This is a genomic window from Thalassospira sp. SM2505 (assembly GCF_054901115.1).
Map to the genome: position 1 here is coordinate 1,051,917 of NZ_CM142731.1, position 20,891 is coordinate 1,072,807.

A 20,891-nucleotide genomic window follows, 5' to 3' on the forward strand; every position below is an offset into this window, starting at 1 on the left:
ACCAAACAAAAAGACCCGCCAGATAGCGGGTCTTTTGTATGACGAAAGCCAGAAGGCTTACATATTCGGGTAATTCGGGCCGCCGCCACCTTCGGGCACCACCCAGACGATATTCTGGGTCGGGTCCTTGATGTCGCAGGTTTTGCAATGCACGCAGTTCTGGGCATTGATCTGCAAACGTTTGCCGCCCTTGTCTTCATCTTCGACAAATTCGTAAACGCCTGCCGGGCAGAACCGTGCTTCGGGGCCGTCATAAATGGCAAGATTGGTGTTGACCGGAACACTGTCATCCTTGAGCGTCAGGTGAACAGGCTGGTCTTCGCCATGGTTGGTGTTCGACAGGAAGACCGACGACAATTTATCAAAGCTGATTTTGCCATCGGGTTTCGGATAGTCGATCTTGGGCATCTCGGCTGCCGGTTTCAGGCAGGAATGGTCTGCATGGTTCTTGAAGGTCCAGGGAGCCTTGCCGCCAAACAGATATGTATCAACCGCACTATAAGCCATGCCGCCCCAGAAGCCCCATTTGGCAAAGCTCGGGCGGATGTTGCGGACCTTGTGCAGTTCCGGATAGATCCAGCTGTTTTCAATGCGCGACGGATAGCTGTCCATCTGGGCGGGGACTTCGTCTGCGGTCAGGGCCTCGAATGCGGCCTCGGCGGCCAGCATCCCGGTCTTCATCGCGGTGTGCGATCCCTTGATTTTCGGCACGTTCATGAAGCCTGCCGAACAGCCGATCAGGCAACCACCCGGGAAAACAAGATCAGGGATCGACTGGAAACCGCCTTCGTTGAGCGCGCGCGCACCATAGGAAATGCGCCGACCCTTTTCGAAAATCTTGCGAATGGCCGGATGGGTCTTGAACCGCTGGAACTCGTCAAACGGGCTGAGATGCGGGTTCGCGTAATCAAGGCCGATGACAAAGCCGACAACAACCTGATTGTTATCAAGGTGATACAGGAAGGATCCGCCATAGGTGTCTTTGTCGAGCGGCCAGCCAACCGTATGCTGGATCAGGCCTTCCTTATGGACTTCCGGATCAACTTCCCAAAGTTCCTTGATGCCGATGCCATAGGTCTGCGGATCGGAATTCTTGCGCAGATCAAACTTCTTGATCAGCTGCTCGGAAAGCGATCCACGGCACCCTTCGGCAAAGAAGGTGTATTTGGCATGCAGTTCCATGCCCGGTTCGTGGTTCGGGCCCGGCGTGCCGTCACGCGTAAGGCCCATATCGCCTGTGGCAATACCCTTTACCGAACCGTCTTCGTTAAACAGAACTTCGGCGGCGGCAAAACCCGGATAAACTTCAACGCCAAGCGCCTCGGCCTGTTCGCCAAGCCAGCGGCACACATTACCAAGGCTGACAATATAATTGCCCTTGTTATGCATCTGCGGCGGGGTTGGCAGTTTTCTGGAACTGGTTTCGCTCAGCATCATGAACTGGTCTTCACCAGCCGGAACGTTCAGCGGCGCGCCGCGTTCTTTCCAGTCCGGGAAAAGTTCGTTCATGGAGCGGGGCTCCATCACGGCACCCGACAGGGTGTGGGCGCCGACTTCGGAACCCTTTTCAACCACACAGACGGTGATTTCTTTTTCCTGTTCCTGGGCGAGTTGCATCAGTTTGATGGCAGCCGACAGACCGGATACACCGGCGCCTACGACAACCACGTCAAATTCCATGGATTCGCGTTCCATATGGCCTCTCTCGTTTGGCTGCGACCTTGTTCGAACTGTTTTCGTCCGTTTGGTTGCAGGCCGGTATTCACCGATCAGAGTCTCGCCCAAGCCCTGATTTCTCACATTTGGCGCTTAATCGGTATAGCTATACCTATTTAGCGCGCGTTTGTATATGGTACATATGGATCAAAATCGTTAAAGTCGGTCAAAATCCGCTGCACCAATCACGCGTGCGCCGCAACATACACCGCCTTTGTGTAGATGAGCAATCCAATTACAGATTTTGATGTAAATAATCTCGATCCGTTTCAGGCATTGGTCTGGCAATATGAAATGGGTGTGGACGAAGCAATTGCAGACGAGCCACTCGACCGTTTCAAGGCTTCTGAAAGCCTGAGCCGGAATGCTGCGAACCGGCCCGGATTCGCCCCGCAACCGCAATCGGCAGCCCGTCCCGGGGCGACGTCTGTGGCGCGACCATCTGCGCTTGGCGCTGGTGGTCCGGCTCCGGTGCCACAAGGCGCTGATGGCGGTTTCCTGCTTTCAGATACACCGCACGAAGCCCGTCAGTCGGCCCGTGATGCGGCCGCAGCCGCCACCAGTCTTGATGAACTCAAAGACGCCATCGAGAAGTTCGAAGGCTGCGCGCTTAAAAAATCTGCAAGCAACACTGTCTTTGGGACCGGGAATGTCGAAGCCAAGCTGGTTCTGGTTGGCGAAGCCCCGGGTGCCGAGGAGGACCGGCAGGGGCTGCCGTTTGTTGGTCCCAGCGGCAAGCTGCTTGATGCGATGTTGCGGTCCATCGGACTTGCGCGCGAAGAAGTCTATATCACCAATATCCTGCCCTGGCGTCCGCCGGGGAACCGGCAGCCGACCACGGCCGAGGTTGCAGTGTGCGAACCGTTTGTGCGCCGTCATCTTGAACTGATCGGCCCAAAGGTCGTCGTATGTCTGGGCGGAAGTTCTGCCAAAACCCTGATGGAAGAAGATCGGGGGATCACGCGTTTGCGTGGCACATGGAAGGAACTGGTCTTTGCCGACGGGGCCAGGGCCGATCTGACCGCAATGTTCCATCCGGCATATTTGCTGCGAACCCCCGAACAAAAGCGCCTTGCATGGCGTGACTTGCGGGCCGTTGCGCAGAAGCTTTAAGGAATTGGCGATAAATAGGGCGTACGCATGGGAGATATGCGTCTGTCTGGTCGGGTGAAATGCGGTCACGCCAAGTAATTGATTCCAGATAAATGATTTCGCGGTTTGGGCGTTTGCTGCTATAAAAGGCGCCGTTGCACCGGGGGGAACACCGCAGGCAACGGGTTGCGAGACCAAGCTGCTTCGGGATAAACACGCGGCTTTGAAGCAAAGCCTCGTTGGGGATACTGAATTTGATCGAAGCAATAAGAACAAGCCTGCCGGGTGTGAAAACCACACTAAGACAGGGCCTCTTAGTCGCTATGTTCGGGGCCATGACCTTCATGGCAGCTCCGTCACCTGCTGTCGCTGACACGCAGGAACAGGCTGCTTTGGGTAATCCCGAACTGGACGATGCATTATCGGTCCTTGTTCCCAAGCCGCTTTCAGATCGTGATGCCGAGCTTTATGAACAGATTTTTACTGTTCAGGAACAGGGCCGCTGGAAAGATGCCGACCGGCTGATTTCGCGCCTTTCGGATGATGTGCTGATGGGCCATGTTCTCGCACAGCGGTATTTGCATCCGACGGCATATCGGTCACGTTACAAAGAACTCAAGGACTGGCTTGCGAGCTATGCCGACCTGCCACAGGCGCCGCGCATCTATAAACTTGCGCTGACACGCCGCGGGTCTGCGAACTATCCGAAAAAGCCGGTCGGAAGCTATGTTTCGGGTGCCGGATATGATTATGAAAATATCTCGCCCTATTATCACAAATCGACCAAACAGCTTTCCGCAGCACAGCGTTCGCGTCTGTCGACGCTCAAGAACCGTATTCGTCACCGGATCGGTAATGGCTGGCCCAGCGGGGCGCTAGAGGTTCTTGAAAGCCTTGAAGCAAAGCGTCTGTTTGATGCCTATGAACAGGATCAGGCGCGCGCATCCATTGCGTCGGGCTATTATTATTTCGGCAAGCCCGATCTTGCGCTGAAATTTGCCAGCGAAGCAGCTAAGCGGTCGGGTAAATATCTGCCACAGGCGCATTGGACCGCAGGTCTGACCGCATGGCGACTGGGCAAGATGGACACCGCGCACAAGCATTTCGCCGCCCTTAGCACCAATAAATATGCATCAAGCTGGACCCGCACGGCTGGCGCGTTCTGGGCTGCGCGCATTGATCTGGCCGCCGGGCATTTCGAAGATGCCGAGAAGATGCTTAATCGCGCCGCCGAATATCCGCGATCCTTCTATGGTCAGCTTGCCATGCGTGCACTTGGTCGCGATGACGTGTTTGACTGGGACAGTCTTGAGCTTGACGAAAACCGTGCAAACAAGTTGAAACTTGATCCGCATGGTCGTCGCGCTTTGGCCCTTCTTCAGGTCGGTCAGCGCGACGAGGCAGAACGCGAACTTCGCAAGGCCGCAGCCAAGGATGATGATGCCCTGCGCCGTGCGGTGCTGGCACTGACCGATACGGCGAATTTCGCATCCCTGACCATGCGTCTTGGCAGTTATATCGCGCAGAAAACCGGCGATGTTTTTGTAAACGCCCTTTATCCGGTCCCGCCATGGGAGCCCGAAGGCGGTTATGAAGTCGACCGTGCGCTGATTTATGCCTTCATGCGCCAGGAATCAGGCTTTAATACCGATGCGCGCAGCCATGCCGGTGCGCGTGGTTTGATGCAGCTGATGCCGGCAACAGCAAGCTATATCGGCAATACCCGCTATCGCGGTGCCAAACGTGCCGAGCTGTATGAACCGGAAATCAATCTGTCGCTTGGTCAGAAATATGTTGATCATTTGCTTGAACAGAACGGTGTCGATAACGGTTTCTTGCAGTTGATGGCGGCCTATAATGGCGGGATTGGCAATCTTGGGCGCTGGCAAAAGGCGCTTAAGGACAATGTCGATCCGCTCTATTTCATCGAAAGCATTCCGTCGCGTGAAACCCGGCTGTTTATCGAGCGCGTGATGGCCAATCTCTGGATGTACCGGTCGCGCTTTGGTCAGGAAGCGCCGTCACTTGATCTTCTGGCTGCGGGGCAGTGGCCAACCTACCAGCCACAGGATGATCTTGGCGACAGCGGTCTGACGGTCGAGCGTTAAGTACCAGAAACATCTGATGACAGACAAAAACGTCGACAAACAGAACAGGGACCGTAACCCGGATCAGGGGACGGTCCTTGATCGTATCAAGATGCCGCCAATGAGCGGCGAGGAAGCCTTGCGGCGCTTTAACGAAACCAGTGCGGCGTCTGATGGCAATGCTGTTGGCAAGGGTGGTTCAAACCAGAGCGATCTGGCTCAGCTTCACCCGATCATGAAGCTTGGCGCACTTGGTGGCACCTTATTGATGATCACAGCCATCCTGCTTGGGGTGCTGTATCTGTTCGGTGCGTGATTTACGTTGTTTACTGGGCGGATTTACTGGGCGTCGGTACGCGCATCTGAAAGTGCCTGAAGAGCCTTGATCTCGCTTTCTGTGGCGTTGCCCAGCGGATCGTCCTTTGGCAAGTCGCGATAAAGATCGCGCAGGACATTCAATGCTTGTGACGGTTTGTCGCTTTGTTTCAGCATGATACCGTAATAATAGCGCGCCAGAAGATGGTTGGGCATCTGACCCAAAGCATGCAACACCAGATCGCGCGACGTGCTGTCTATCTGGCCGTTTTGCGCGGTAATACGGGTGTCGGCATATTCAATTGCCAATAACGGGTTGTGCCCTGAAAGGGCATAGGCCTGCGCAAAGGCGGCAACGGCCCGTTCGATATTGCCAAGCCGCAAGGAGCCGCGCGCCAGTGCCACCCAGCCCTGAAGGTTGCGTGGATTGACCTCAAGCGACAGCACGATCTGATTAAGCAGGCGCTGGATTTGCTGGTCTGTCTTGTAATTCGGATTGGTGACATTGCCCGCAACTGCGGCTGCTGCGGCAAGGTTACGCTCGCCTGCACGTTCGGCATAGGGTTTCGCGGGTAATGTCGGATTGCCAATAACAATATAAACACCAAACGCAATCACTACCGGAATGACGGAAAGTCCCATCCGGCGCGGGGAAAATACTTTGCCATTATAGCCGGGCAGGCTGACATAAATGACAGCCGCACCAAAAAGCGCCAATGCAGACAAACCAACCCAGATCAACGCAGACCTCCGTCCGGGTGGTGTTTATGCATCGAGATAATCGCGGACATCAGGCGCGCCCGTCATCTTTTGAAGTGCCAAGAATTTCATCAAGGCGGGCCTGTTCATCACGCGACAGGGATGTCGTTGTTGCTGCTGCTTCGCGTTGCTTGCGTCGGTAAAACGCAAAGACGGCAAGCAGGGCCAGAATTGCCAAAACTGCCGGGCTGGCCCACAGAATGTAGGTTTCCGGTTTCAGGGGCGGGTTCAAAAGAACATAGTCGCCATAGCGTGCAACAATGTAGTCAATGGCTTCTGCGTTTGTGTCCCCTGCAATCAGGCGTTCACGAACCAGCACGCGCAGGTCGCGGGCCAGTTCGGCATCGGAATCATCAATCGACTGGTTCTGACAGACAAGGCAACGCAGTTCCTGGCTGATATCGCGGGCACGTTTTTCCAGAACCGGATTGGACAGCATCTCGTCAGGGTTCACTGCCCATGCAGGATTTCCCGCCAGAAGCGGCATGATGACGCCAAGGGTGCCAATCAGTGTCAGAAGACGTCGGGTCATCCTTTTAACTCCGCAATTTTGGGCAGAAGTACATTCTCAAGCACATCTACCGTAACCGGACCGACATGCTTGTATCTGATTTGACCGGTGCCATCGATGATGAAGGTTTCAGGCACACCGTAAACCCCGAAATCAATACCGGTACGGCCGGACAGATCCATGCCGACAGCAGTATAGGGATCCCCAAGTTCGGCCAGCCATTTGACACCGTCCTGGGGATCTTTTTCCTTGTAGTTCAGGCCAAAGACCGGAATATCGGCTTCGCGCGAAAGGCGCTTGATCAGCGGGTGTTCTGCGCGGCAGGGCACACACCAGCTGGCAAAGACATTGAGAACCGAAACCTGACCTTTGGTGAGATCAGCCTTGGACAGGCCCTTGTCGCGTCCGGGAAGCGGCGGCAAAGAGAAATCCGGTGCCGGTTTATCGATCAAAACCGATGGCACAACCGATGAATCCTTGTCGATATTCATCAAAAACACCCCGGCCAGGGCCGCAAACAGAACCAGCGGGATCACAGCAAGCGAAAATCTCATGAAGCGGAAACTCCGTTCTTCTGAAAGCGCAGGAATATGCGTGTAACGATACTGATGGATCCGCCCGTCAGCATCAATATCATGCCTGCCCATACCCATGTCATCATTGGCAGGAAGCGGACCGAAACGACCCGTCCGCCATCATCGGCGCGATCGCCGACAGAAACGTGCAAGTCCCCGTCACGACCATGCCAGATACCCGCTTCACGGGTTTCAACGCCGCGGATCGGATAATAGCGAATTTCCGGATAGAGCTCGGTAACAGGAAGGGCATGACGATAGAGAATGAATTTTGCCTGCCGGGTGGCATAGTTTTCACCAGCCAGCAAAGACACACCTTCATATTGAAGGTTGTAGGGGCCAGCCTGGATGCTTTGACCGGCGCGCGCAGACACAACAATCTGTTCTTCCCAGATGCTGCTTGCAGCCCCGCCAGCCAGCATGACGGCCAGACCAATATGGGCAAGGGTCATGCTCAGATAACGCGGCCCCAGAAGCTGAAGGTTTCTGTATTTGCTTTCACCGTGATCGGGCTGCCGCCACAGGCGCGCCCAAAGGTCGCTAAGCGATGCGGTCAAAATCCAGCCCGCCAGTCCGATGCCGATCAGCGGGGCCGGTGAAAGGTCAATAAAGCGGATCGACACAAACAGAAAAATGATCAGTGACAGGATGGCGGCAAGCTTCATGCGCCGACCGATCAGCCATACTTCATCCTGACGCCAGCGCAATGTCGGGGCGAAGCCCATCAGCAACAATAGCGGGACTGTCATCGGAACCAGAACTTCAACATAGAAAGGTCCGCCGACTGTAATGTTTTCACCGCCAAGCCAGCGTAATACCAGCGGATAGATGGTCCCAATCAGAACCACTGCAGCAATCAGCGCAAGAATGACACTGTTAAGGAACATGCTGCTTTCGCGCGAAATCGGCTCGAAGGGTCTTGGTTCACCCAGATTGTCGCTGCGTTGCCAGAACAGATAATATGATCCGGCAAAGACCACACAGAACCCGATCAGAAGGGTCATGCTGTCGCCGGATTTCATCAGGGTTTCGGGAAGCGGACCAAACAGGTCCGAGCGGGTCAGATAAACCCCGAACCAGCCAACGGCGAGTGCCGAAAGTCCAAGAAATGCCGTCCAGCCCTTAAGCGTTTCGGTTTTTTCAAGCACAGCCCGGCAATGCACAAGAGCCGTGGTCAAAAGCCAGGGCAACAGCAAGCTGTTCTCTGCCGTATCCCAATACCACCAGTTCCCCCATGCCTGCTGGCTATAGGATCGATAGGCATTGATCGCAATGGCAGTTCCAAGCGAAACCCAGGACATAATTGTCCAGAAGCGCATGGTTTCGGCGATACGGCGATCAAACTTTTTGTCAAGCAGGCCCGAAATGGTCAGGGCATAAATTACGGCCAGTCCGGCAAGGCCAAGATACAGGAACGGTTCGCGCAGAACCCGCAACACGTCCTGATTTTGCGGGTTCATGCCACGTCCATCAAGCGGGGCAACAGCCATCCGCAAAAACGGGTCGGCATCAATCAGTGTTGCGAGCCCCAGGACGGCAATCAACAGACCAAGAACAGACAGGGCATTGTGATACAGCGATCCGTCATCGTCTTGGGCATAGGATGATTTTTCCGGGGTAAAAAGCTGAATGGCAAGAACCACATTGACCAGCGATACCGCCAACAACCAAAGCACCATCGCCCCGCCATCGGGGGTAAAGGCGGCTCCGATGCGGAACAATAATGGCGTGGATGAATGGCTTACATCCGCAACAATCGGCAGGCTGAAGTCGCTAACAATGAAAGCATGCAGAAGGCCTGCCTCGGCGATGATTGCCAGCACCAGAATACCGAGTGGCAGAATCAGATACGGGCTGGTCTGGCGAGGAAGATCTTGCGTGGGGAGCCTGACGGACATATTGCCCGGACCATCCGAAAACGGACCGGGGGAACCGCCTGCAAGCACAGTTGCCGGTCCCAGCAAGGAGGACCGTAAAGACGAGCGCAGCCAAAGCGGGCTGCACAGCACAGCCTGACCGAAGCCTGTCACCACAATCAGGAGCAGGGCAAAATGTCCGAACTCTGCAAGCATCTCCGTCTAAGGCTTCCCCGATCTGATCCCCGAAGACATATCTGACGGTGTGACGGGACACCTACAACACAGTTACGTCAAAACCGGGTTTTTCTTACGCGTTTGATTGGACTTTATCGCGATAGAATGTGGCTTAATTGCGCATTTGTTCCGCGTTTTTTTGTTCGATTTCTTCCCAATGGCCGCTTTTCTTAAGGGATTCGGCGACTTCGGGTGGCATGTAGTTTTCATCATGCTTTGCAAGAACTTCGGATGCAACAAAAGTACCGTTTCCGTTCATATGGCCTTCAGCGACCACACCCTGACCTTCACGGAACAGGTCAGGCAGAATACCGCTATAGGCAATCGGAACAGATTGGGCCATATCAGTCACGACAAAGGCGATGGTCTTGCCATCTTCAAGCTTTGCGACCGATCCTTCGACGACCAGTCCGCCGATGCGCAGACGCTGATCAGGATCAATAGGGGACTTCTCAACAATTTCGGTAGGGCTGAAGAAGAAGACAACCGAATCCTCGAACGCGGTCAGGATCAATGCCGCCGCACCGGCAACTGCCAGAAGAACAGCGCCGATAATATACATGCGTTGGCGTTTACGGGCTTTTGCGCGGGAAAGTGACACAATAGTTCTCCGGTCAGGATGCCTTTGGGGCTTTCTTGGTTCTGCGGGGACGACGTGCCTGCAGAACAGTTTCAAGCTGGTCGCGTTCGATGCGGCTGTTACGCAAACTGCGCAAGGTCGCCAGCAACAGGGCAATCATGGCAATTGCCGTTATGGCGTAGCTGCCCCAGATATAGCTGCCATATCCGCCCATTGAGAAGAACTCACTCATTGGCTGGCCTCCGCATTGTGACCCGCATCATAGCTGTTGGCTTTTTCAGCTTCCTGATCGGATCGTTCGTCAAACATGCCAGAAAGCTGCAAGGCGCGAATGCGACGTTCATTAAGCTCAAGACGCACCCGCAAAATCAGCAGCACAAAATAATAACAGGTGAACCCGAGGATCATCAGAGCAAGCGGCAATTGCATGCTCGGATCAACGCTCGGGCCATCCATCCGGACGATGGATGCCGGTTGATGCAGGGTGTTCCACCAGTCGACCGAAAACTTGACGATCGGGACATTGATGGCACCAACCAGTGCAAGTGCCGATCCGGCCTTTGATCCGCGTTCGGGATCATCAAATGCATTCACCAGCGCGATATAGCCAAGATACAGGAACAGCAGGATCAGCATCGAGGTCAGGCGCGCATCCCATACCCACCATGTGCCCCACATTGGTTCGCCCCACAAAGATCCGGTGATCAGGCAAAGTGCGGTAAAGGTCGCACCGATCGGAGCCGTGGCGCGCGCGCAGATGTCAGCAAGCGGATGCTTCCAGATCAGGCTCATTGCACCGCAAATTGCCATGCCGACATAGCAGAACAAACCCATCCAGGCGGCAGGGACATGTAAATACATGATCCGCACGGTGTCGCCTTGCTGATAGTCAAGTGGTGACGCAAAAAGCGCGAAATAAAGCCCGGTTGCAATCAGGATCGCTGTTGCACCGGCCAACCATGGCAGGAGCGGGTCGGTCAGCTTCAGAAACACACTTGGTTTGGCAAAACGATGCATATTCTTCTGTCCGTTATTCCATTGCCTGACGCACCGCATGTGCGGTGGCAAACGGGGTGGCCGCCAATGTGATCAGCAAAATGGCACCCATTATTTGTAACTGTGCGGTTGCTGAAATACCCAGCAAGGCCGCCTCAACTGCGCCGGCTCCGAAAATCAGAACCGGAATATACAGGGGGAGTACCAGTAATGAAACAAGTACACCGCCACGTCGCGCGCCAAGAATAAGGGCCGCGCCAATTGCCCCGATCAGGCTCAATGCCGGGGTACCCAGCAACATGGCAATCATCAGCGTGACAAATCCGTTCTGGTCCATATTGAGCATCACCGCCATCAAGGGGGCAGCAATGATCAATGGCAATCCGGTGGTCAGCCAGTGTGCGAGCACCTTGCCCAAGACCAGCAATTCAAGCGAGACCGGCGACAGGGTCAAAAGTTCAAGCGTGCCGTCTTCGTAATCTGTCTGAAAAACCCGTTCGAGTGACAGCATGGCCGCAAGCAATGCCGAAACCCAGATAACCCCCGATGCAATACGTGCCAGAATGTTGGCCTCGGGGCCGACACCGAATGGAAACAGGGTTGTCGTGACGATAAAGAATGCCACAACCATGACCGAATCAGCCCCCTGACGCAGGGCAAGCCGCAGATCGCGTTGCAAAATGGCAAGGAAGCCGTTCATTGGGCGGCCTCCTGTGCCGGATCAGGGCCAAGATCATCAAACTCGGAATGTTCCATCAGCCATTCGACCATCGGGATCGCAAATTTATCCAGATCAAGAATAACCGGATTGTCGACTTCCAGATCAATATGGGTCGAATAAATCACGATACCGCCGGAAGACCTGAAATCGGCGATCATGCGCGAAACCTCGCCACAGCTTTCACGGTCAAGCCCGACTGTGGGTTCGTCCAGCAGCCAAAGGTCACTTTGACCAATCAGAATGCGGGCAAGGGCGGTGCGGCGTTTCTGACCGCTTGAAAGATAGCGTCCTGATACCCGGGAAAGATGATGGATATCAAGCACATCAAGGGCTGTATCAATTTCCTGTTCAAGGTTTTTGACACCGCGCAATTGCCCCCAAAGACGCAAATTGTCGCGTACCGACAGAACCGGTTTGACGGCATCCTGATGTCCCAGATATTGCAACCGGGCCTGATGGGCGATCCGGTCATCGGCGATGTTTTCATCGTCCCAGCAAATCTGACCGGAACGGGGGGACAGAAGACCCGCCATAACACGCAGCAGACTTGATTTCCCGGCACCGTTTCGACCACGCAGCATGATTGCGTCACCGGATTGGGCGGCAAATGAAACGCCACCAAATACAAGCCGCTCGCCACGCAGGCAGGTCAAGTCAGAACCGCTAAAATTTGCCATGTAACCCGTTCAATAACCATACGCTCAGCCTTGTTGGAAATATTCTATAACGTCTTAAGGCCGATGATCCATTCTTTAACCGATATCGATTGCGGTGGCTTTGCTTCAAGTCAATCCAAACTAGCCATCAGCCGATATGCGATCCGTGCCATGGACATAACAGGTGCTCGGTTTCCAACAAATGAACCGGATTTAGGTGATAGGATGGTTAGGTAAGATAAGAAGGGGTTAAAACCGGACGACAGAGGCGGCGATAATCGGTCCACCCCGACCATTCTGGATCAGAACCGCGATGCCACCGTCATAGGCGGTGGTCATGGTGAACGGGATGTTTTTCTCCGTCCCGTCCCAGGGGCCAAGATCAATCATTTCTCGGACGACATTGGCATGAACCAGCCGTTTCCCCGCATTCTCGCCCGACAGGACATCACGCTGATGTTCACGGTCATAGCCGATGAGCCAAATACGATTGGCCTGTTGTGCGCCAGATTTGCCAACAGCTTTAAGGGTGATCGCACCTTGGGCCGGTTGACCGTGATTTTCGGAAGCCAGCGAGATTTCCGAAATATCTTTCAGGGGTGCAACGGTTTTGCTGGTCGACTCGATACGGCGTTTTGCGGTCGCCCGAACCACGGTATCGCCATTGACAATGACCTGCGGGGTATAGACGTAACGTTCGCGCATGCGATTGGCATAGTCGCGTTGCCGGTCACTGTAACGTGCATCTGAAAACGGATCGGTCCATCCCAGATAGTTCCAGTAATCGACATGATATGACAGCACAAGAAGGGTACTATCTTCCTGATTCAGCTCATAAAGAACGCGATCAGCCGGCGGGCAGGAATTGCATCCCTGCGAGGTGTAAAGTTCCACCACGGCACGCGGCATGACGCTTTGGGATGCATGAATATCACCAGAAACCAGCATCATCGTGCAAAAAAGGGCGGTTATGAGGGGACGAGAATGTTTCATGCCTGTCATAATGCCTCAAAACACCCATCAACCCCTAATCACAAGGCCTTGAGAGTACAGAGATCGGCAAAAGGGCGGATTTTTGCGCTTTTTTACCAAATTTCGAAATGAGATTTCCAAAGATTGGTGTTAAGAGCTGCGGACCAATCAGAACCATTCCACGGATCTGATGGCATCGTGAGGGACGTCTTGAACCTTTGCGTTAAAGGCAAAAATGAGGAACTGGCACGTTGGCGGGAGCAGAATTCCAACGAGGCCGGTCGACAAAGAGGTTTGCAGGTTAATGATGAAACGTGAACACTGGGGCTCGCGCCTCGGATTTATTCTGGCGGCTGCGGGGTCGGCTGTCGGGCTTGGGAACATCTGGAAGTTCCCCTATATGGCTGGCGAGAATGGCGGTGGCGCCTTCCTGATCATCTATCTCGCGCTGGTCTTTACCATCGGGATTTCGGTCATGCTGGCCGAGTTCGTGATCGGTCGAATGTCGGAAAAGAATGCGATTGGCGCATTTGCGAAGCTTAAAGGCGGGCTTTGGCCAGTTGTCGGCTTCTTTGGTGTGGCTGCTGCCTTTATTATTCTTTCCTTCTACAGCGTCGTTGCCGGCTGGACGATTTCCTACATGATCAAATCGCTTTCGGGTGCTTTGGCGATCGAAGATCCGGCTGCGTTGGGGAATATTTTCGGGGACTTCATCTCCGATCCGGTTTCACCGCTGATCTATCATGCAATCTTCATGGCACTTACGGTTCTTGTGGTGCTGGCAGGTGTCGGTTCCGGGATCGAACGAGCTTCCAAAATCCTTATGCCTGCGCTGTTTGCGCTGTTGATCATACTGATCATTCGTTCGGTGACCTTGCCTGGCGGTGAAGAAGGTGTTGCCTTCCTGTTGGCGCCTGATTTCTCGAAAGTGACCTGGAATACGGTTTCCGATGCACTTTCGCAGGCCTTCTTCTCGCTCTCGCTGGGCATGGGTGCGATGATCACCTATGGCTCGTATCTGTCGAAAAAGGAAAATATTGCAAGTTCGGCGGGTTGGGTCACCTTGCTTGATACGGCGGTTGCCGTGATGGCCGGTCTGTTGATCCTGCCAGCCGTATTTGCGTTCGGCTTTGATCCGAGTGCCGGTCCCGGCCTGACCTTCATCACGCTTCCGGCGGTGTTTGCTCATATGCCGATGGGCTCGGTCTTTGCCTTTATGTTCTTCCTGCTGCTGGCGATTGCGGCCCTGACATCGGCGGTGTCGATCCTTGAAGTGGTCGTGGCCTATTTCGTTGATGATCGTGGTGTCAGCCGCAAGACTGCGGCCATTGTGATTGGCGTGATCATCTTTGCGCTGGGTATTCCATCATCGCTGTCACTTGGTGTGATGTCTGATGTCACTTTCTTTGGCAAAAGCTTCTTTGATCTGATGGACTTTATCAGCTCAAACCTGCTGCTGCCGATTGGTGGTCTGTTCATTTCGCTGTTTGTCGGCTGGGTGATCTGGGGCAAAGCCAAGGAAGAGATTGCTGCCCACAACGGTGTTGTTCCGGCATGGATCAGTGCCTGGGGGCTGATCGTCAAATTCGTGGCACCGGTCGCAATTGCTTTCATCCTGCTCAAGGGGCTTGGTACCTTTTAAGCAGGGTTGACGCAAAGACCAGAATCCAAAGGGCGGGAATTTCCCCGCCCTTTGTGCTTTTATGGTGCATGAGATCAGACTGTTGATGTGCTGGCCAGTTTCGAGATGTCTGCGGCCGACATGGGACGGCCAAGCAGATAGCCTTGCAAAATATCACATCCAGCTTCGCGCAGAACATCAAGCTGACGGTCATTTTCGACCCCCTCGGCAATACAGGTTTTGCCAAGGTTGCGGGCCATATTGATGATGGTAATGGCCAATGTCTGGCCTTCTTCGCCCTGATCAATATCGGTCACAAAGCTTCGATCAAGCTTGATGATATCGAACGGCAATGTACGCAGATAACTCAGACTGGAAAAACCGGTTCCGAAGTCATCAAGTGAAATGCGAATGCCAAGATCGCGAACACGCTGCAGTTTGGCACGCATGTCTTCGATATTGCGCATGAACAGGCTTTCGGTGACTTCAATCTCAAGCCGGTCGGCCGAAAGTCCCTTATCGACCAGAATGGCACGAAGTTGTTCGGCAAGATCAACCGTCCCATAAAACTGCTGGACCGAAACATTCACTGCCAGACGCAAGTTATGCAGGCCTTCCTTGCGCCAGTCGACCAGTTGGCGGCAGGCCGTGCGCATGACCCAGCGCCCGAGTTCACCAATAACCCCGATCTCTTCGGCAACCGGAATGAAGGTTGAGGGTGGAATGACTTCACCACTGGCTGTGGTCCATCTTGTCAATGCCTCAACCCCGCAAAGGACACCGGTTTTGGCGTCAAATTGTGGCTGGTAGGCCAGATGCAGTTCATTGTTATCAAGTGCACGGCGAAGTGCGGTTTCAAGTGCCAGATCGGCACCCTTTTGACTTTGCATCGACACGCTGTAACGACCAACGCGGTTGCGGCCCTGTTCTTTGGCCTGCAACATGGCAAGTTCAACACAGCGCAACAGGTTGCTGGTGTCGTTTGCATCCTTTGGGAAAGAAGCGACCCCGATGCTTGCCGACAGATAAAGGTCATCGCCCCTGCTTGTCAGATGTGGCTCGCCAAGGCGAACAAGCAGGCGTTCGGCAAGGTTAAGGGCCTCTTGCTCGGTTTTGATGTCCGGCAGGATCGCAGCATATTCATCGGCCCCAACGCGTGCCATAACCGCGTCATGGCCAAGCTCGCGGCTGACGCGTCTGGAAACTTCGACCAGAACATCATCACCGGTATTGTGACCGAGCGCGTTATTGACGCGCTGAAAGTTATCGATATCAAGCATCATCACGGTCAGGGAGCGATTGTTCTGGCGCGCACGACCAACATGCAGGGACAGTAGCTCCGAAAACCGCCGACGATTGGGCATACCGGTCAGCTCATCGGTAAAGGCCATGCGCAGGATGTCTTCGCGGTTCTTTTCCCGTTCACTGATATCGGTGAATATGGATGCGTAATGACTGATGGTGCCGTCGCTGTCGCGGATGGCCATGATGGTCAGCCATTCGGGGAAAACTTCCCCCGATTTGCGACGGTTCCAGATTTCGCCTTCCCATTTTCCGGTTTGCGAAAGATCTTCCCACATTTTGGCGTAGAATTCCGGGCTTTGCCGACCTGATTGCAGAATGCTTGGATTCTTGCCAATCACTTCGTCAGCCTGATAGCCGGTAATCCGGGTGAAAGCAGGATTGACCGCCTCGATTTCGGCGCGTGCGTTGCAAACCATCACACAATCGGGGGAGTTTTCAATCAGCTTGCGGGCAAGTGCAAGTGACTGGCGCGCCTTGATCAGTTCGCTGGTGCTGTCGTCATTGATGTTGTTGAGATAAACCAGATAGTCCTGTTCGATGAATTCCAGGAGATCGGCAAAGGACAGGACCCCGATGATTTCCTTGTGACGGTTTTTCACAACGAGATGGCGGATATTATTGCGCAGCATGATTGTGCGCGCGTCGTTCAGATTGACATCACCGTTTATCATCCTGACCGGACGGGTGGCGATTTCGCCTGCGGTCAGATTGTCATTATCTTCGGCCAATGCGCGCAGGATATCGCGTTCGGTTATAATTCCGGTTTGCAATTCGACCGGCAAATCTGCGGCAAAGCCGGTGATGATGGCGCTATCGCGCTTTTCTTCATGCATGCGCCGGCGCAGATCGGTGATCGGCATTCTGGCATCGACAAAGATCGTTGACTGGCGAAGGGCATCGGCAACGTCATTTGCGCTAAAGGGCTTTTTGTTGCTGATCTGGCGGATCAGATCCGTGCGGCTGATGATGCCGACCAGACAATCATTTTCATCTACGGTGACCAGATGGCGGACGTTGCGTTCACGCATTCGGGCGATGGCGGATTGGGGGCTTGCGTGAATGGAAACAGTGTGGACCGGATAAGACATATGCATTTCGACAGGCTGGGAAAGCACGGTTTTGCAATCCGCAGGGAGCGAGAGTAAATCGTATTCAGTAAGAATTCCGACCGGTTTGTTCGATTCTATCGCTATGATGGAACTGGTGTTGGCGTTGCGCATTTTGGAAATGGCTTGCGCAAGCGATGTTGCCGGACTGCAACTCAACACTGTCCCGGGCGATAACATACCGACCGTCAGACCAAAAGACCGATCTTCGGCTGGGGTGGGGCGTATCATTTGATCCTGCTCAGATGTCCTGTGCTCTCTTGTGTTGTGTTCAGAAGGCAATTCGAGTTGCTCCATGTCTAACAGATAACAATTGCCCGGGAATTGTTCTGGATCAAGGACACATGTGGGGATTGTTTAGAGTCATTAAAGAGCAACCTAAAATAAAACACCCCGCTGATCAGGGATCAGCGGGGTGCGTATCAGCTTGCGTCTGATTTACAAAGAAATCAGGCTGCTTTCATCATGTTACGCAGAACGAACTGCAAGATGCCGCCGTTCTGGTAGTAGAGAACTTCGTTCTCGGTATCGATACGGCAGGTCGCAACGAGTTCCTCGGTGCTGCCATCTTTGCGCGTGATGCGAACCGTAACGTCCTGAAGCGGGGTGATGCCATCACCGATGCCCAGTACGTCGAAGGTTTCAGAGCCATCAAGCTTGTAGGTCTCGCGACCTTCACCGTTTTTGAACTGCAGCGGCAGGACGCCCATGCAGACCAGGTTGGTGCGGTGGATACGCTCGAAGCTTTCCGCGATCACAGCTTTGACGCCAAGAAGGTTGGTGCCTTTTGCTGCCCAGTCACGCGAAGAACCGGTACCGTATTCTTTACCAGCGATGACAACCAGCGGGGTGCCTTCGGCCTGATAACGCATGGCAACGTCATAAACCCAGCCCTGTTCACCCGACGGGTAATGGACCGAGATGCCGCCTTCGGTGCCCGGTGCCATTTCGTTACGAATACGAATGTTGGCAAAGGTACCGCGCATCATGACTTCGTGGTTACCACGGCGTGCGCCATAGGAGTTGAAGTCACGAACGGAAACGCCATGCGCCTTGAGGTATTCACCTGCCGGGCTTTCTTCCTTGATCGAACCGGCCGGGGAAATGTGGTCGGTGGTAACAGAGTCACCAAGGATCAGGAGCGGACGTGCACCGTGAACTTCTGAGAAGTCACCCGGCTCAGCGGCCATGTTGACGAAGTAAGGCGGGTTCTGGACGTAGGTCGACTTGCCATCCCACGCGAAGGTTTCGCCTTCGGTGATTTCGATGGCCTGCCAAGGCTTCGGACCAGCAAAGATGTTGTCATAACGATCTTTGTACATTGCAGCAGAAATCGACGACGCAATGGTGTCAGCAATTTCTTTGTTGCTCGGCCAGATGTCTTTCAGGAAGACGTCATTACCATTCTTGTCGGTGCCAAGCGGATCGTTGTTCAGATCGACCTTCAGGTTACCGGCAAGTGCATAGGCAACAACCAGCGGCGGCGAGGCAAGGTAGTTTGCCTTGACCTGCGGGCTGATACGGCCTTCGAAGTTACGGTTACCCGACAGAACGGCGGTGACGAGCATGTCGTTACCGTCGATTGCATCGATGATCGGTGCTGCCAGCGGACCGGAGTTACCGATACAGGTGGTGCAACCGAAACCGGCAACGTTAAAGCCAAGCTGATCCAGGTAATCCTGAAGGCCTGCTTTTTCGAGATAGTCGGCAACAACGAGCGAACCCGGTGCAAGCGAGGTTTTCACCCACGGTTTGCTGGTCAGGCCAAGCTCGACAGCTTTCTTCGCCAGAAGACCTGCTGCAATCAGCACGCTCGGGTTCGAGGTGTTGGTGCAAGAGGTGATCGCAGCGATAACGACGTTCCCGTCCTTCATTGCAAAGTTTTCGTTCGAAACTGCAACAGAACGATCTGCATCAACGCCCGGTGCCATTTCGGCAAAGGTACCATTGAAGCTCGAAACAGCGTCTTTAAGAAGAACACGGTCCTGCGGACGCTTCGGACCCGAAAGGGCCGGCTCGACGGTCGAGATGTCAAGCTCAAGTGTTGCAGTGTATTCGGCTTCATGTGCCGGGTCACGCCACATGCCCTGTTCTTTGGCATATGCCTCGACCAGAGCAATCTGGTCTTCGTCACGGCCGGTCGAACGCATGTAGTTCAGCGTTTCGTCATCGATCGGGAAGAAGCCACAGGTCGCACCATATTCCGGTGCCATGTTACCGATGGTCGCACGGTCCGGCAGGCTCATGTGGTCAAGGGCATCGCCATAGAATTCGACGAATTTGCCAACAACGCCTTTTTCACGCAGCATCTGAACGACACGCAGAACGAGGTCAGTTGCGGTGATGCCTTCTTTCATGGAGCCGGTCAGCTTGAAGCCGACGACTTCCGGGATCAGCATCGAGATCGGCTGGCCAAGCATTGCTGCTTCGGCTTCCAGACCACCAACACCCCAACCCAGAACAGCAAGGCCGTTAACCATGGTGGTGTGAGAATCGGTACCAACCAGGGTGTCCGGATACGCAACGGTTTTGCCGTCGTCGTCTTTGCCGGTCCACACGACCTTGGCAAGATGTTCGACGTTAACCTGGTGGCAGATGCCAGCTCCCGGCGGGACGATGCGGAAATTGTTGAAAGCGTTCTGGCCCCAACGCAGGAAGCCATAACGTTCGCCGTTACGCTCGAACTCGACTTCCATGTTTTTGTCGAGTGCGTCGTCGGTACCAAAGAAGTCGATCATGACCGAGTGGTCAATGACGAGGTCAACCGGTGAAAGCGGGTTCACCTTCTGGGCGTCGCCACCCATCTTCACGACAGCGTCGCGCATTGCAGCAAGGTCTACAACGGCCGGAACGCCGGTGAAGTCCTGCATCAGAACGCGGGCCGGACGATAGTTGATCTCGTGGCTGCTCTTGTGCTCTTTGAGCCAGTCAATAACAGCTTTGACATCGTCGGTCTTAACGGTGAAATCATCTTCATAACGCAGAAGGTTCTCAAGAACGACTTTCAGCGTGAAGGGAAGTTTTGAAACGTCGCCGAATTTCTCGGAAGCAACTTTGAGGCTGTAATAGTCGACGGACTTGTCCCCGACTTTCAGCGTGCGGCGCGTTTTCAGGTTGTCTTTGCCACAAATGGACATCAGACCCTCCTCAAGGTGGTTAAAAGGGCTTGTCGTGACAAGACACCCCGACCGTCGGAGCGCCGAGCGGTGGGCTATCTGTGTTGCGTGACGCGGGTCACGGCTACATATGCATGTGCAACGGGGTTACACCACAAATCCCTGTGAAAGTCCAGACCCCGTGAAGGGGTATTAGATAAAACCCGCTGATCGCAGCATCTTGGCAAAGTACAACAAGCGTAGAAAAACCTTTGGTCGATATGTGGCGTCTGATTTCGCCTTTCAATAGGGGTGTTGTCTTGGTCGAGTCTGTTTTGCTCACACCTGTTTGTCGCCTGCCGCATCTGCCTGTGAGTGCGAAGGTCAAAAGTCATCATCGGGATTCTTCTGTGCCGATCCGACATATTCCGAATCCGGTGCGATTCGGTTTTCACGCATCGGATAAACGGGGTTGATGGGGGATGTTTGTCTGTCTGGATTTGTGCGGTGCAGGATCGCCAGAAAATTTTGCAACGCGACGAAGCGCTAAAGATCTAACTGATCGGTCCGTCAGATAACGTTACGTAATCAAGGGTAGAAAGAATACAATAAGGCGGGCAAGCTTTGATTGTGCAGTGCGAATTTGTAGAAAACTCCCAATCCCTTGCTGATCATTGCATTGACGCAATAT

General features: G+C 54.1%; 17 protein-coding genes. 4 read left to right on the forward strand and 13 right to left on the reverse strand.

The window, feature by feature from the left end; genetic code table 11:
* Positions 1-57: 57 nt before the first annotated feature.
* A complete protein-coding gene (locus ACTU44_RS04710) occupies positions 58-1,695 on the reverse strand; it encodes an electron transfer flavoprotein-ubiquinone oxidoreductase (RefSeq protein ID WP_462096794.1) in 1,638 nt (545 codons plus the stop codon).
* Positions 1,696-1,938: 243 nt separating this feature from the next.
* Here ACTU44_RS04710 and ACTU44_RS04715 point away from each other — a divergent pair, with 243 nt between their 5' ends.
* The 3 genes from ACTU44_RS04715 (at position 1,939) to ACTU44_RS04725 (ending at position 5,211) form a co-directional block, all read left to right on the forward strand.
* On the forward strand, positions 1,939-2,829 hold the full coding sequence (locus ACTU44_RS04715) for a uracil-DNA glycosylase (RefSeq protein ID WP_462096795.1): 891 nt from the start codon (positions 1,939-1,941) through the stop codon (positions 2,827-2,829).
* 323 nt (positions 2,830-3,152) lie between these two features.
* Entirely contained in the window at positions 3,153-4,916 is a 1,764-nt protein-coding gene (locus ACTU44_RS04720) for a lytic transglycosylase domain-containing protein (protein ID WP_462096796.1), read from the forward strand.
* A 16-nt stretch (positions 4,917-4,932) separates the two neighbouring features.
* Positions 4,933-5,211, forward strand: coding sequence for a hypothetical protein (locus ACTU44_RS04725; protein WP_462096797.1), 279 nt, complete (start codon positions 4,933-4,935; stop codon positions 5,209-5,211).
* Positions 5,212-5,234: 23 nt separating this feature from the next.
* On the opposite strand, the gene ACTU44_RS04730 is transcribed toward ACTU44_RS04725, so the two are convergent.
* From ACTU44_RS04730 to ACTU44_RS04775, 10 genes are all read right to left on the reverse strand, one after another.
* Complete coding sequence (locus ACTU44_RS04730; protein ID WP_114097852.1) at positions 5,235-5,951, reverse strand: tetratricopeptide repeat protein; 717 nt, start codon at positions 5,949-5,951, stop codon at positions 5,235-5,237.
* Positions 5,952-6,000: 49 nt separating this feature from the next.
* Positions 6,001-6,501, reverse strand: a complete 501-nt coding sequence (locus tag ACTU44_RS04735; RefSeq protein WP_114097853.1) for a cytochrome c-type biogenesis protein — start codon at positions 6,499-6,501, stop codon at positions 6,001-6,003.
* On the reverse strand, positions 6,498-7,034 hold the full coding sequence (locus ACTU44_RS04740) for a DsbE family thiol:disulfide interchange protein (protein WP_114097854.1): 537 nt from the start codon (positions 7,032-7,034) through the stop codon (positions 6,498-6,500). The genes ACTU44_RS04735 and ACTU44_RS04740 overlap by 4 nt, the downstream gene beginning before the upstream one ends.
* Positions 7,031-9,127, reverse strand: a complete 2,097-nt coding sequence (locus ACTU44_RS04745; protein WP_462096798.1) for a heme lyase CcmF/NrfE family subunit — start codon at positions 9,125-9,127, stop codon at positions 7,031-7,033. The genes ACTU44_RS04740 and ACTU44_RS04745 overlap by 4 nt, the downstream gene beginning before the upstream one ends.
* Positions 9,128-9,260: 133 nt before the next feature.
* Positions 9,261-9,749 carry a cytochrome c maturation protein CcmE gene (gene ccmE / locus ACTU44_RS04750; RefSeq protein WP_114097856.1) on the reverse strand — a complete coding sequence of 163 codons (489 nt, stop codon included), beginning with the start codon at positions 9,747-9,749 and terminating at the stop codon, positions 9,261-9,263.
* A 13-nt stretch (positions 9,750-9,762) separates the two neighbouring features.
* Positions 9,763-9,960, reverse strand: a complete 198-nt coding sequence (ccmD, locus tag ACTU44_RS04755; RefSeq protein ID WP_114097857.1) for a heme exporter protein CcmD — start codon at positions 9,958-9,960, stop codon at positions 9,763-9,765.
* Positions 9,957-10,745 (reverse strand): heme ABC transporter permease, encoded by a 789-nt coding sequence (locus tag ACTU44_RS04760; protein ID WP_114097858.1) that lies wholly within the window; start codon positions 10,743-10,745, stop codon positions 9,957-9,959. The genes ccmD and ACTU44_RS04760 overlap by 4 nt, the downstream gene beginning before the upstream one ends.
* 13 nt (positions 10,746-10,758) lie before the next feature.
* Positions 10,759-11,424: a heme exporter protein CcmB gene (ccmB, locus tag ACTU44_RS04765; RefSeq protein WP_114097859.1), complete on the reverse strand. Its 666-nt coding sequence runs from the start codon at positions 11,422-11,424 to the stop codon at positions 10,759-10,761.
* Positions 11,421-12,122 carry a heme ABC exporter ATP-binding protein CcmA gene (gene ccmA / locus ACTU44_RS04770; RefSeq protein WP_114097860.1) on the reverse strand — a complete coding sequence of 234 codons (702 nt, stop codon included), beginning with the start codon at positions 12,120-12,122 and terminating at the stop codon, positions 11,421-11,423. Before ccmA ends, ccmB begins: the two co-directional genes overlap by 4 nt.
* 228 nt (positions 12,123-12,350) lie before the next feature.
* A complete protein-coding gene (locus tag ACTU44_RS04775; protein WP_462096799.1) occupies positions 12,351-13,094 on the reverse strand; it encodes a DUF1223 domain-containing protein in 744 nt (247 codons plus the stop codon).
* 283 nt (positions 13,095-13,377) lie between these two features.
* Here ACTU44_RS04775 and ACTU44_RS04780 point away from each other — a divergent pair, with 283 nt between their 5' ends.
* A complete protein-coding gene (locus ACTU44_RS04780) occupies positions 13,378-14,715 on the forward strand; it encodes a sodium-dependent transporter (RefSeq protein ID WP_462096800.1) in 1,338 nt (445 codons plus the stop codon).
* A gap of 74 nt (positions 14,716-14,789) precedes the next feature.
* Here ACTU44_RS04780 and ACTU44_RS04785 read toward each other — a convergent pair whose 3' ends face one another.
* Positions 14,790-17,336: an EAL domain-containing protein gene (locus ACTU44_RS04785; RefSeq protein ID WP_462096801.1), complete on the reverse strand. Its 2,547-nt coding sequence runs from the start codon at positions 17,334-17,336 to the stop codon at positions 14,790-14,792.
* Between the two features lie 218 nt (positions 17,337-17,554).
* The gene (acnA, locus tag ACTU44_RS04790) at positions 17,555-20,242 is read right to left on the reverse strand and encodes an aconitate hydratase AcnA (RefSeq protein WP_114097863.1); all 2,688 of its coding nucleotides are present in this window, start codon (positions 20,240-20,242) and stop codon (positions 17,555-17,557) included.
* Positions 20,243-20,891 lie beyond the last annotated feature (649 nt).

Excerpts from the sequence above, each read along its gene's own strand:
- ACTU44_RS04780 (WP_462096800.1), top strand. The coding sequence starts at position 13,378 with ATGATGAAACGTGAACACTGGGGCTCGCGCCTCGGATTTATTCTGGCG.
- ccmA (WP_114097860.1), bottom strand. The coding sequence starts at position 12,122 with ATGGCAAATTTTAGCGGTTCTGACTTGACCTGCCTGCGTGGCGAGCGG.
- ACTU44_RS04715 (WP_462096795.1), top strand. The coding sequence starts at position 1,939 with ATGAGCAATCCAATTACAGATTTTGATGTAAATAATCTCGATCCGTTT.
- ACTU44_RS04785 (WP_462096801.1), bottom strand. The coding sequence starts at position 17,336 with ATGATACGCCCCACCCCAGCCGAAGATCGGTCTTTTGGTCTGACGGTC.
- ACTU44_RS04760 (WP_114097858.1), bottom strand. The coding sequence starts at position 10,745 with ATGCATCGTTTTGCCAAACCAAGTGTGTTTCTGAAGCTGACCGACCCG.
- ACTU44_RS04775 (WP_462096799.1), bottom strand. The coding sequence starts at position 13,094 with ATGAAACATTCTCGTCCCCTCATAACCGCCCTTTTTTGCACGATGATG.
- ccmD (WP_114097857.1), bottom strand. The coding sequence starts at position 9,960 with ATGAGTGAGTTCTTCTCAATGGGCGGATATGGCAGCTATATCTGGGGC.
- acnA (WP_114097863.1), bottom strand. The coding sequence starts at position 20,242 with ATGTCCATTTGTGGCAAAGACAACCTGAAAACGCGCCGCACGCTGAAA.
- ACTU44_RS04720 (WP_462096796.1), top strand. The coding sequence starts at position 3,153 with ATGGCAGCTCCGTCACCTGCTGTCGCTGACACGCAGGAACAGGCTGCT.
- ACTU44_RS04735 (WP_114097853.1), bottom strand. The coding sequence starts at position 6,501 with ATGACCCGACGTCTTCTGACACTGATTGGCACCCTTGGCGTCATCATG.
- ACTU44_RS04740 (WP_114097854.1), bottom strand. The coding sequence starts at position 7,034 with ATGAGATTTTCGCTTGCTGTGATCCCGCTGGTTCTGTTTGCGGCCCTG.
- ACTU44_RS04745 (WP_462096798.1), bottom strand. The coding sequence starts at position 9,127 with ATGCTTGCAGAGTTCGGACATTTTGCCCTGCTCCTGATTGTGGTGACA.
- ACTU44_RS04710 (WP_462096794.1), bottom strand. The coding sequence starts at position 1,695 with ATGGAACGCGAATCCATGGAATTTGACGTGGTTGTCGTAGGCGCCGGT.
- ACTU44_RS04725 (WP_462096797.1), top strand. The coding sequence starts at position 4,933 with ATGACAGACAAAAACGTCGACAAACAGAACAGGGACCGTAACCCGGAT.
- ccmB (WP_114097859.1), bottom strand. The coding sequence starts at position 11,424 with ATGAACGGCTTCCTTGCCATTTTGCAACGCGATCTGCGGCTTGCCCTG.